Source organism: Moorena sp. SIO4E2 (genome assembly GCF_010671945.1).
In the GTDB taxonomy this organism is placed as follows: domain Bacteria; phylum Cyanobacteriota; class Cyanobacteriia; order Cyanobacteriales; family Coleofasciculaceae; genus Moorena; species Moorena producens.
In genome coordinates this window covers 1-10,290 of record NZ_JAAHIE010000258.1, presented here as the reverse complement: position 1 = coordinate 10,290, position 10,290 = coordinate 1, and the positions used below count along the sequence as shown (strand labels likewise).

Genomic DNA, 10,290 nt, shown 5'->3' with positions numbered 1-10,290 from the left:
CCAGTAGATTGATAGTTTTACTAGACCTTATTTCCCCTAATCCTTGCTTGCTACAGGTATAATCTAAATGCCATAGTTTAGCAGTTTTATCTTCACTAGCACTAGCCAAAGTTTTGCCATCTGGGCTGAAACTAACACTCCAGACTAAACTCTTATGACCCTTGAAGGTGCGAGGTGTTTTGGCATCTAAGCGCCAGAGTTTAATGGTTTTATCTTCACTAGCACTAGCCAGAGTCTTGCCATCTGGACTAAAGCTAAGGTCATAAGCCCCAGCCTGATGCCCTCGGAAGGTTTGGAGTTCCGAGCCATCAAGGCTCCAGAGTTTAACGGTTTTATCCCGACTAGCAGAGGCGAGGGTTTTGCCATCCGGGCTGAACCTGACGCTTCTGACTCCAGCTAATTTCTTTGGAAAAGTCTTCAGTTTCCGACCATCAAGGCTCCAGAGTTTGATAGTCTTATCCTCACTAGCAGAAGCAATCATCTTGCCTTGGGGTGAGAAACTGACGCTATAAACCTCAGCCTTATGCCCCTTGAACGTTGCCATACTTCTGCCGTCCAGGTGCCAGAGTTTGATAGTATTGTTACTTCCAGCAGAAGCCAGAATTTTGCCATCCGGACTAAAGCTGATGCTGCGATATCCAGCCGCAATCCCCTCAAAAGTTTGGAGTTGCTTGCCATTGAGGCTCCACAGCTTGACAGTATTATCGTTACTAGCCGTAGCCAGCATCCTGCCGTCCGGACTAAAACTCACGCTCCGCACTCCACGCTGATGTCCTTTAAAGGTTTGGAGGTTTTTCCCGTCTAAGCTCCACAGTTTGACCGTCTTATCCTGACTAGCTGTAGCAATAGTCTTGCCATCTGGGCTGAAACTCACATTCCAAACGGTACCGTCATGTCCCTTCAAGGTTTGGAGTGCCTGACCGTTGCGGCTCCACAGTTTGACAGTATGGTCTTTACTAGCAGAAGCAATCAGATTACCGTCAGGGCTAAAACTAACACTAGTAACCCAACTGTTATGGCCTACCAAACGGTTGTATTCTCTAACCCAAGACACTGCTCCGTGCAATGCTGTCCTAACCAGACTCTCAGTTTCAGGTTTTACACTGCGTCTCTGTTTTTGCAGTTGCCGTGCAGCCCTGATTGCTTCGATCAGGGCATCAAATTCCTGATGTGATTTTCTCAGAGCCAGTGAATATCGACTCAGAGCATTAATGTGACCTTCGCTAACTGTTTCTGCTCGTTTCCATTGCATGAAAGCAACCAAGCCAAAGCCAACAGCTGCTGCAAATGCTGTACTCATCAAAGTAAGGGACAACCGTAAGATGACTAATCGACGCTTTTCCCGTTTTCTCAAAATCGATATGGCATCCCGACTTTTAGCAATATATTCCTTGTGTAAAGGTGTCGCAGTCGGCTGTTTATCATTGGTCTCGGCATCAAGCAACCATTGTTGGGCAATAGAAAATTCGCTGCCACGCAACAGCAAATCTGTATCTTGGTTAGACTGCTGCCATTCCCTAGCTCGCTGCAACCATTTGGTGTGACTGCGCACATGCTCTCGGTCAGTATCAAGGGTTCTGACCAATTCACTTAAATTGGGATAAAAATCTCCACCATGCCTGTTGAAATCAATCCACTGGATGCTAGCTAATCCAGGATGTAGCATTTTTGCTGGTACCTGTATAGAAAGCACAGTCACAAACCGTTTATTTAATGTCTGAGCATAGTCTACCTCCCCAGCACAGTAGGGTGAATTTACCGAAGCAGGGGAAATAATAAATAAGAAATTATCAGACTGTTCAATTCCACGATAGATTTCCTCCTGAAAATCACTGCTCGGAGGAATACTTTCTTGGTCAAACCAAGTCGTTTTACCCTGTAACTGCAATGCCTCATTTAACTTCCTAGCCAAATCTGAATCAGTACGAGAATAAGAAATAAAAACGTCTAGATAAGATTCCGTTGGTTGATTCGTGCTAGCAGCAAGGAATTCTTCATGTAACTCTAGGGGTGGATGTTCCAGGCGTTGCCAATTTACGTTCAGCCAGTTTTCGTAATAGTTTAAATTGTGACCCCGCAATAAAATGCTATAATTGCGGTTTTGGGTCAGCCATTTTAGCGCTTTGACTAACAAAAGCTTATGCTCTTCGTAATAGAGAGCATCTTGATTTAATTCTTTTAATAATTGAGCAGCCATGAAGCGGTAGTTTGCTTCATGGTTAGACTTAGTAAAATCCAGGAATTGTAATGAGCGAATTTTCGGTGGTATTTGGTCAATTTCCGTGTCTTCAATCAGTAGGGATATAATCCGTTTATTGTGAGCAAAGGCGTGTTCAAGCTCTTGCTGACAGTATTTTGATTGAATCGAATTGGGTGAAATTAAGTAAATGACATTATCAGCTTCCTCAATTCCTTGGTTGATTGCCGCTTGGAAGTCTATACCGGTTTTAATATCCGTTTCAGGTTTCCAGATTGTGATTCCTTCCCGCATCAGGGTTTTGCCAAGTTTATCCTTTATATCTTGATCTTTATCAGAATAAGATATAAACACTTGGGTCATTAAATTATTGGCATTTTTGATGCTTTCACAAATAAACTCACAATGTAAATCCGTTGGCACACAAGGAGCCTGATCTTTTTGAAACCGTACCTTTAACCAAGATTCAGCTTGAATCCGTTCTGACTGGATTAACAGGTGGTTAGTTTGTTGTTGATTTCTGTCCCACTCCAGAGCTTTAACTAAAAACCGAGTATGCTGTTCTACATAATCAGCATGCTTACGGATAGAATTCATTAATTGTTTAAAGGACGCTTCAAAATCGTTGATTTTATCTTGGAAATAGATCCAGTTCAGTTTACGGATAATCGTAGGAATTTTCTCCCGAGGGGATTTAACATGCACTAAAGGAATAATGCGTTTATTGTATTTAATAGCCAGTTCAATTTCTTTGAGGCAGTATTTTGAATTAACGGCATGGGGGGAAATGATAAAAATGAAGTTATGATTTCTCTCAATGCCATTATCAATCTGATGCTGCCAATCGACAGCAGGCGGAATGTCCTTCTGGTCAAACCAGACAGTTAAGCCCAATTGTGTTAGTCTAGCTTCAAGTTTAGTAGCAAAGGCTTTGCTGTCAGCACGTCCGTAGGAGATAAAGGCATCGAAAAATGTAGTCATTTGCCCAGGGGTCTAAGTGAGGAGATCTACTTAACACTACACTTGTAACACCCTGGATTTCGTAAATCGAGCAAGCTTGAAGAGTTGTGAGAAGGAAATAGGGGTGACGGATGGGTAACGGATGGGTAACGGATATAACGAATGGGGAGCAGGTGAACAATGGTCAGGATTTAGGTGTCACCTCTGGTGCTCTGCCCATAGGCTAAATGATTACCACAAGAAAGCCAGTCTGTCAAGCACGTATATGATATTATAAAAGATCTCATTTAGTATCCACTGTCTTAGACGGAGACGGGTTTTTTCCCTGATCCTCCGACTCCTGGGTTTCACCATAAAGTTCTGCTAGTGCATCATTCATCTCTTGCACCCAGCCTACATTTTCGCTTTGGATGGTTTTCTCTGTACTGATCACCAATAACTCAAATTTCTCCAATTTTTCCTCGTCTGACAGACCATGCCACCAAGTGCTTATATCGTACAAATCATCAGCTGCTTGGTTGTAGGCAATCAGCGTTGTCTCAACCCGTTTCAATTCCAGGAAACTGGAAAATGCCGCAGCAAAGGCTGTACTGACCGCCACCCAGATGTCTTCACCCAGCGCCACCAGAAATGAACCCACACCGCCCAAGATATATACTCCCCACTGGTAGCCATGCAATTGTATATCAAGTTTCCTAGTTCGCTTTCGGTACCACTTAAACTGGTCTTCCACTCGCCAGACTAGGTAGTTTTCAGGGGTTAGGTCAGAAAACTTATCATCTTGATTATGCTGTTGAGCTTCCTGACGTTTCTTGTCCTTGCTTAAGGATGAGCGTTTTCTCCGGGAAACTTCCCCTTCGTAGGGGCTAAAACTAGTGTGGTGAACTGTAGTTCCCTTTAGCCTTTGACTAATCACCTTGACCTTACGTGCCAGCTTAGCATCCCGGGACGTGTTATCACTGTATTCCCCAACTTGCGCACGGTAACAGTAAATTTCCCTTTTAATTGCCTCGGCACTACCCCGTAACAGAATCCAATTGCCACCTTTGTCGAACTTAACTGCACCTGCTAGTAGTACACTTAGAGCAATTGGCACTAGTAGAAGAACGTAGTGAATCACTTTGACCGTGTGGTGTGACTCAGTGAGGCGTTCTACCAACATTGAGTGGACCACAGCTAGCAAAGTAGCCAACACACTCAATACCAGAATTCCTATCCGCAGCAGAAAGAAACGTTTCTGAGCCGCTGTGGCATTTTTGCTATAGGTACGCTGACGTTCCCAAGCACGTTTGAGGGTTGGGCTTGGCCCAGGGGAGTATGTAGCTTCTACTTCTGAGGTCATGGCAGTCTAAGCTGTTGTGCATTTAAACTGTATAAGCGCGTGAAATCAAATAAAAAAGATAGATCTCAGTCCCCTTTTGCCTTTTGCCTTTTGCCAATAGCCATGCATGCCTAAAGCCATTGCTAAAACGGATTTAAAATGCGTTTTAGCTTATGTACTTTTGACTGTATACCTTGACTGTCTGGTCAGTCCCTCCATGATGATTTTAGTCAATTCACTGAATGGTTGTGAGAGGTCATAACAGGTCAAGTGATTTTGTTGTAAGTGATTTGGTTGTAATAGTTCCGTAACAGATTCTCGTGCTTCTTGTTCTGGATAGCTTACTGCCATAGTAATTTCATCTGCCAACCGACCACTGCCGCCAAGAACTACCAATGGTCGTCCAGCTTTCTTGTTTTCAAATAAGTCTAGCAAGGTAATCGCCCCACCGTTAGCCATTACTGTGACTGATGGCTTTCCGTCTGCCAGGGTAGTAGCTATACGAGCCAACCAGGGGGATTCATCACCCCAGGTAGACCCAGGAATCAGCACAAAATGAGTATGATGTGGCTCCAGTGATGTTTCACCAGAATACGAGGGGGGTGCATCAGGAAGCGCAATCTTGCCCACTGGGGCAATACCTACTAAGGGAAAGGTGCCAGCAATCTCAGCACGAGCTTGCCCCATCATCTGCATTACCCCAGTATCGGTACCACCATCCACCACACATGCTCCGAGGGTTTCAGCAATGGGAGCTAGTACATTGACAAACAACAAGCGCAAACGAGCCATACTCTGATCACTCATCTTACTTGCCCCCCCGACTACCACTAAAACCGGACGGGAGCCGTGAAGACCGATTTGGTTCAGGGCAGCAGACAAGTCCACAGGATGATCCACTTGAATCGCACAAGCCGTTTGCCCATTCTTGAACGTGAGTTTGAGAGGCTGGTTATTTAAGAACTGCTTGAAGATGAGATGGTTTGGCTTGTATCCATCCTGGGACAAAGCACCGGACTTAGCTAAAACCCTCCTCTTGCGCAATCGGGGGGGAGCGATGCCTGCGCATCTAGCCATTAAGACCTTTTGGTGATCTGTTCGCTTTTGCTTTGTCTTGGCAGATAGAAACATTTAAAATCACCTATAGTGGTTTATAATATTCTATCTGCTAGATCATGCTGAGGGACATCAGCTGATCAGACATCTCGAAATTGGCGGTAACATTTTGTACATCCTCCAAGTCTTCCAGAGCATCCATTAATTTTAAAAGCGTCCGCGCCAGATCTGGGTCAGTCACTTCCACCGTATTACTAGGAATCCAGCGCAACTGCGCCTCACTGACCTCAAAGCCCTGATTTTTCAAGATTTGACTCAGGTTTTCCAGGTTGCTAACTTCTGTAAATACCTCAGCCGTTACACCTTCAGAATCTTCGTTCAACTCATAAGTTTGAGCTCCCCCTTCAAGGGATGCTTCAAACAAATGGTCCTCTGTGATATCACCCGTAAGCGTAACGACACCCTTTTGCTCAAACATCCAGCTAACGCAGCCTGTTTCACCCAGATTACCACCATTCTTAGTGAATACTGAACGCAGGTCAGCTGCTGTCCGATTCCGATTATCAGTAAAAGCTTCTATCAAGATAGCAACGCCTCCTGGACCATAACCCTCATAGCGAATCTCTTCAAGATTGTCACTCTCATTGCCTAGGGTACCGGCTCCTTTTGCGATCGCTCTTTCAATGTTCTCATTGGGAATCCCTGCTGCCTTAGCCTTTTCCACCGCTTGCCGCAGCTGAAAATTACCCTCCGGATCCGGGATGCCATTGCGAGCAGCTACTATAATCTCCCGAGATATTTTAGCAAAGGTCTTACCTTTAACTGCGTCCACCCTCGCTTTCTGACGCTTAATATTTGCCCATTTACTATGTCCTGCCATAACGGTTAAGTTAATTACTACCCAAGTTACAAAATACCTCCACTTCTTGGTTTAAGCATATAACCTACCCAAGTCATCTCCTAAAATAGACTATTCTCTCTCCTAGGATAGCTACCAACTGAAGGAAAGAAAGTCCATGGTAAATGCTATATCCTAAATGGTTTTTGGTCAAGGGATTAGCCCTTTGGAGATTAGGGGTAGCATTACTTGCACTGTAGTTTGTTCTCCTAGTGTACTATCTATTCTTAATTTACCACCGTGTAACTCAGCTAGACGTTTAGCAATCAGCAGCCCCAACCCTGAGCCTTGTTGTTCGTAAAAGTTACCTTTACATTGTAAGTCAGCTTTCAATTCGGCCATTTCAGCTTCAGATATCCCTTGCCCCTTGTCGTGGACTGACAAGATCAAGGTATTATTTTCTGAATAGCTATTTCCCCAAACAGGTGTTCCCTCTTGTGATAATTTAAAGGCATTATTAATTAACTCTTCCAACATTTTATTAAGTCGGTTTGGCGACCTAGCAATAGTAGCCTCTTCCCAATCTAATTGCAAATCCGCAACCCGTCCTGTTTTTTGAGCAATATTCTGAATCAAATTAGCCAGAACCGGATTAGGTAATTTACTGGTAGTCTTTCGCAGATTTTATTATTTTTTGGAATCTGTAGCGTTCATTTCAAGCTCTGCATAAAGTCAAAAGTTCTGAATTAACCTTAATAACCGTTCAGCAGACTGATGGATATCTTCTGCCATAGTCTTAATTTGATATCGTTCCAAACTCTACCATTTCTCCATGATTAGTTTGGAAATATCCAGAATCCGATTTAGGGGTTTATCCATTTCATAGAGCAAAGACAGTTTAATATGGCTGCGCAAATCATCCAGTTTTTTATCTTTTTGCAACTCAAGGGCAGCTTGCTTTTACAATCGAGTAGTAATTGCTCCTAGTAGTTCTACTCTAGTAAATGGCTTGGTCAGATAATCATCTGCTCCTAATTCCATTCCTTGGCGCTGATCAGTTTTTTCAGCTCTAGCTGTGAGAAACATAAAAGGAATGGTTGCCGTAGCAGGATGTTTGCGCAACGCATGCAATACCTTATAGCCATCAATTTTTGGCATTATAACATCTTAAATAATAAATTTAGCGTTTATAATGGTCTAACTCGATACTAATCCGACCATTCCTACCAGCAATCTCCTCAAAATATTTAGCTTCCAGTAACTCCAGTATATTTTCTCGTACTGAAGGTTCATCTTCAATTAACATAATTTTTGTTCTTACCATTTTTTTGCGCTTTGTGAAACTAATCTAATTGACTTGAGGTAGTGGGAAGCCAATACCGCTATTGAGTAAACGTTTAAATTCCGACGCTGGTAAAGCCCTACTAATCAAATGACCCTGAACTCGATCACATTTATGAGAATAAATAAAATCCAATTCTTCTTGAGTTTCTACTCCTTCAGCAATCAGTTGTAGATTTAAACTTTTTGCCATTTGTATAATAGCCTTAGTAATAGCAGCCTGGTTAGGTTTCTGCACAATATTACGGACAAAGCACTGATCAATTTTGAGAACGTCAAAGGGAAATTGTTGTAAATAGCTTAATGAAGAATATCCGGTACCAAAATCATCAATTGCAATTTCTAAGCCTAGGTTTTTTAGATCATTTAACTGACGAATAGCCGTCTCAGTGTTTTTTACTAGTATACTTTCAGTTAGTTCTAGTTCTAGAGTTCGATAGGTTAACTCAGTTGACTGCAAAATCTTGACTAAATTATGGTAAAATTCCGGTTTATTAAATTGACGACCTGATATATTTACTGCTATACGAAAAGAGGTATATCCATCATTTTGCCAGACTTTAGCTTGCTGACAAGCCTGCTGTAATATCCATTCTCCAATGGATAGAATTAGACCCGTTTCTTCCGCAATCGGAATAAATTTTGCTGGTGGAATCAAACCAAGTTCTGGATGATGCCAACGTAATAGAGCTTCAGCACCAACAATTTTTCCTGTCTCGAGACTGATTTGGGGTTGATAGTAAACCTGGAATTCTTCCCGTTCCAAAGCATAGCGTAAGCTACTCTGCAAGGTAAGATGATTTGAAGAATTGACATTCAAGGCACTGGTGTAAAACTGATATTGATCACCACCGTGACGCTTTGCCTGAAGCATCGCCTGGTTGGCATGATTGAGTAATTGTTCAACGTCTTCACCATCACGGGGATAAATTGCAATACCAATACTGGCGGTTATAAAAACTTCTTGATCATCCAGAACGATGGTTTGATAGAGGCTCTCAAGAATGCTTTTGACAACATTTATGACATCTTTTTTGTGTTGAGCTGTGGCTATAATAACGGCAAATTTATCGCCATTTAAACGAGCAACTGTACCCTGAATATCCACACAATTAGTGAGGCTTTCAGCCACAAATTTTAGTAAGTAATCTCCCCAAAAATGACCCAGATTATTGTTAACTTGATTAAACCGATCTAAACCCAAACACAGAAAGGTAACCAGTTTTTGATTATCGTCGATGTGTTGTTTTACTTGCTTAAACCGTTCTCGCAACGACAGGCGATTAGGTAGGTTTGTCAAGCTGTCATGGTGGATCAAGTAATTGAGTTTATTTTTAGCTTCCTGAAGTTCAGTATTGTAATGCTTATGAACAGCAGCTTTTTTTTTGAGTCTACTGGCAATTGACCCTAGGAGCTCTGCTCTGGTAAAGGGTTTGGTAATATAGTCGTCTGCCCCTAGTTCCATACCCTGACGAAAATCATTTTTAGCCGCCTTTGCGGTTAAAAAAATAAAGGGAACTGTTGCCATCATTGAGTCTTGACGCAGGGATGTTAAGACACTGTAACCGTCCATTTCCGGCATCATGACATCACAGATAATTAAATCTGGGATAGTTCCTTTAGCTAAATTAACACCAACACGACCATTTTCTGCTCCAATGACATCAAACCCTTCAGCGTCCAGGAGTTCTATAATGTTTTCCCGGACAAACTCTTCATCTTCAATAACTAATATTTTTCTCATCATTAATTTGATAGCACGTAATATATTGGCAGGGTTACAGTAAACGTTGTACCGACAGTTACCTCACTTTCTAGATCAATTTGACCTTGGTAGATATCGAGACACTTTTTGACAATTGCCAGTCCTAAGCCAGTGCCGGTAATTGTACCGACATTCGTACCTCGATAGAAGGTCTCAAAGAGTAGTCCTTGGTCTTCTTCAGGAATACCAATACCTTGATCGCTGATTTTAAAGATAGCCTGATTGGCAGAGCAAGTGAGTTTAATCTCAACCGTGCTACCTTTGGGAGAATACTTCAGTGCATTACTCAGCAAATTCTCCAAAATTTGCCTAAGCAATTTTTCATCCATATACGGTCGGGCGGATGAGAACGAACTAGCCGCATTATTTCTTCCATGATTACTACCTAATTTATTTTCAAACTTTTCTAAGCTATAAGTAAATTTTATTGTGTGATAATTTCGGTCATTAAGCTGGATTTGATAAATTAAATCGGTGCAAAAACTTTCCAAGTCTATCGGGGTTAATTTTAACTCTATTTTACCAGATTCTACCTTGCCAATCAGCAATATATCATTCAAAAGTCTGGTCATATGTTGAACCATGTTTTGAATGCGATGTAGGTGATTATTTATTTTATATTCTGACCATTTTGTTCCGTAATGTTCCAGTAACTCTGCTGATGAATAAATCGTGGTTAGAGGGGTACGAAATTCGTGAGATTTCATGGTAATAAACCGGGATTTTAGCTCCCCAAGTTGTTTCTCTTTAGCCAGTGCATTTATAATTTCTACTTCCGTTTCTTTCCGTTTAGTGATATCTCTATCAACCCC

The 10,290-nt window shown here is 42.1% G+C and carries 9 protein-coding genes; all 9 read right to left on the bottom strand.

Annotation, left to right across the window (positions count from 1 at the left end):
* Positions 1–3,178 (bottom strand): toll/interleukin-1 receptor domain-containing protein (locus F6K37_RS22945; protein ID WP_287252345.1); only part of this gene is annotated, 3,178 nt, incomplete at its 3' end.
* A gap of 262 nt (positions 3,179–3,440) precedes the next feature.
* Positions 3,441–4,499, bottom strand: a complete 1,059-nt coding sequence (locus tag F6K37_RS22940; protein WP_287252344.1) for a DUF4231 domain-containing protein — start codon at positions 4,497–4,499, stop codon at positions 3,441–3,443.
* A gap of 150 nt (positions 4,500–4,649) precedes the next feature.
* A complete protein-coding gene (locus F6K37_RS22935) occupies positions 4,650–5,555 on the bottom strand; it encodes a TRP family putative cation channel (RefSeq protein ID WP_287252342.1) in 906 nt (301 codons plus the stop codon).
* Between the two features lie 91 nt (positions 5,556–5,646).
* Positions 5,647–6,414 (bottom strand): YebC/PmpR family DNA-binding transcriptional regulator, encoded by a 768-nt coding sequence (locus F6K37_RS22930; protein ID WP_287252340.1) that lies wholly within the window; start codon positions 6,412–6,414, stop codon positions 5,647–5,649.
* Between the two features lie 168 nt (positions 6,415–6,582).
* Positions 6,583–7,008 (bottom strand): sensor histidine kinase, encoded by a 426-nt coding sequence (locus tag F6K37_RS22925; protein ID WP_287252338.1) that lies wholly within the window; start codon positions 7,006–7,008, stop codon positions 6,583–6,585.
* Positions 7,009–7,332: 324 nt separating this feature from the next.
* Positions 7,333–7,530 carry a response regulator gene (locus F6K37_RS22920; RefSeq protein WP_008189532.1) on the bottom strand — a complete coding sequence of 66 codons (198 nt, stop codon included), beginning with the start codon at positions 7,528–7,530 and terminating at the stop codon, positions 7,333–7,335.
* A 22-nt stretch (positions 7,531–7,552) separates the two neighbouring features.
* Positions 7,553–7,696, bottom strand: coding sequence for a response regulator (locus F6K37_RS22915; protein ID WP_229419073.1), 144 nt, complete (start codon positions 7,694–7,696; stop codon positions 7,553–7,555).
* 24 nt (positions 7,697–7,720) lie between these two features.
* Positions 7,721–9,460 (bottom strand): EAL domain-containing response regulator, encoded by a 1,740-nt coding sequence (locus F6K37_RS22910; RefSeq protein ID WP_353736731.1) that lies wholly within the window; start codon positions 9,458–9,460, stop codon positions 7,721–7,723.
* The coding region (locus F6K37_RS22905) for a sensor histidine kinase (RefSeq protein ID WP_287252336.1) at positions 9,460–10,290 on the bottom strand (831 nt) is incomplete at its 5' end. The genes F6K37_RS22905 and F6K37_RS22910, both read right to left, overlap by 1 nt.

What these genes read in the sequence shown, in the direction of transcription:
- F6K37_RS22920 (WP_008189532.1), bottom strand. Translation starts at nt 7,530, where the DNA reads ATGCCAAAAATTGATGGCTATAAGGTATTGCATGCGTTGCGCAAACAT.
- F6K37_RS22910 (WP_353736731.1), bottom strand. Translation starts at nt 9,460, where the DNA reads ATGATGAGAAAAATATTAGTTATTGAAGATGAAGAGTTTGTCCGGGAA.
- F6K37_RS22915 (WP_229419073.1), bottom strand. Translation starts at nt 7,696, where the DNA reads ATGGTAAGAACAAAAATTATGTTAATTGAAGATGAACCTTCAGTACGA.
- F6K37_RS22940 (WP_287252344.1), bottom strand. Translation starts at nt 4,499, where the DNA reads ATGACCTCAGAAGTAGAAGCTACATACTCCCCTGGGCCAAGCCCAACC.
- F6K37_RS22935 (WP_287252342.1), bottom strand. Translation starts at nt 5,555, where the DNA reads ATGGCTAGATGCGCAGGCATCGCTCCCCCCCGATTGCGCAAGAGGAGG.
- F6K37_RS22930 (WP_287252340.1), bottom strand. Translation starts at nt 6,414, where the DNA reads ATGGCAGGACATAGTAAATGGGCAAATATTAAGCGTCAGAAAGCGAGG.